The organism is Sphingobium agrisoli, assembly GCF_041877245.1.
Classification (GTDB): Bacteria; Pseudomonadota; Alphaproteobacteria; order Sphingomonadales; family Sphingomonadaceae; genus Sphingobium.
Genome location: NZ_JBHDJI010000035.1, coordinates 1 through 1,019 on the forward strand (window position 1 = coordinate 1; position 1,019 = coordinate 1,019).

A 1,019-nucleotide genomic window follows, 5' to 3' on the forward strand; every position below is an offset into this window, starting at 1 on the left:
GGGTTTTGCTCGGGCCTATTATGTGATTCAAGATGCCGGCTGGGGAATGGAGGCCAGCGGGCATGGCGAAACCCTATTCGATGGATTTGCGCGAGCGCGTTGTTGGAGCCGTGTTGCAGGAGGGCATGTCGTGCCATGCGGCCGCGACACGCTTTGGTGTAGCGGCGAGTTCAGCGATCAAATGGGTTCGGCGTGTCCGCGAGACGGGCAGCGCGACGCCTGGCCAGATGGGTGGTCATAAGCGCGGCATTTTGTCTGGACCTAACCGCGACTGGCTGCTGGAACGTACTGCCACAGACTTCACGTTGCGCGGGCTGGTGGCCGAGCTGGCCGGGCGTGGGGTGAAGGTCGATTATGTGCAGGTCTGGCGCTTCGTCCATGCCGAGGGACTGAGCTTCAAAAAAAAGCGTGCTGCCCGCCGAGCAACTCCGACCCGCAGTCGCTCGGCGACGCGAGCAGTGGAAGAAGTATCAGGGTCGGCTTGATCCGGCTCGCCTGGTCTTCATCGACGAAACCTGGGCGAAGACAAATATGGCGCCTCTGCGCGGCTGGGCACCGGTCGGTCAGCGACTCCATGCCAAGGTGCCTTATGGCCATTGGCGCACGATGACCTTCCTCGCCGCGCTGCGCTGTGACCGGATCGACGCCCCTTGCGTGCTCGACCAGCCGGTCAACGCGCAGAGCTTCACCGACTATGTCGAGCAATGCCTCGTGCCAACGCTCTCGCCCGGAGACGTCGTCATCATGGATAATCTGTCGAGCCACAAACGCCCCGCCGTCCGCAAGGCGATCCGCAGCGTCGGGGCGCGCCTGCTGTTCCTGCCGCCATACTCGCCAGACCTCAACCCGATCGAACAGGTCTTCGCCAAACTCAAGCATCTCATGCGAAAAGCCGCCGAGCGATCACATGAGGCAACCTGGCGGCGCATCGGCTCCTTGCTCGATACCTTCAGTCCCGCCGAATGCCGCAATTATCTCACCAACTCGGGGTACGGATCAATCTAATGTCATCCGACTCT

At 61.9% G+C, this 1,019-nt stretch carries 1 protein-coding gene; it reads left to right on the forward strand.

Annotated features, from left to right (window positions below; translation table 11 throughout):
- Window positions 1-62 precede the first annotated feature (62 nt).
- Window positions 63-1,005, forward strand: a protein-coding gene (locus ACETPF_RS20955; RefSeq protein ID WP_373936558.1) for an IS630 family transposase whose coding sequence is annotated in 2 segments (ribosomal slippage) — window positions 63-398 and window positions 400-1,005 — 942 coding nt in all. Because the reading frame shifts where the segments join, the coding sequence is not laid out codon by codon here.
- Window positions 1,006-1,019 lie beyond the last annotated feature (14 nt).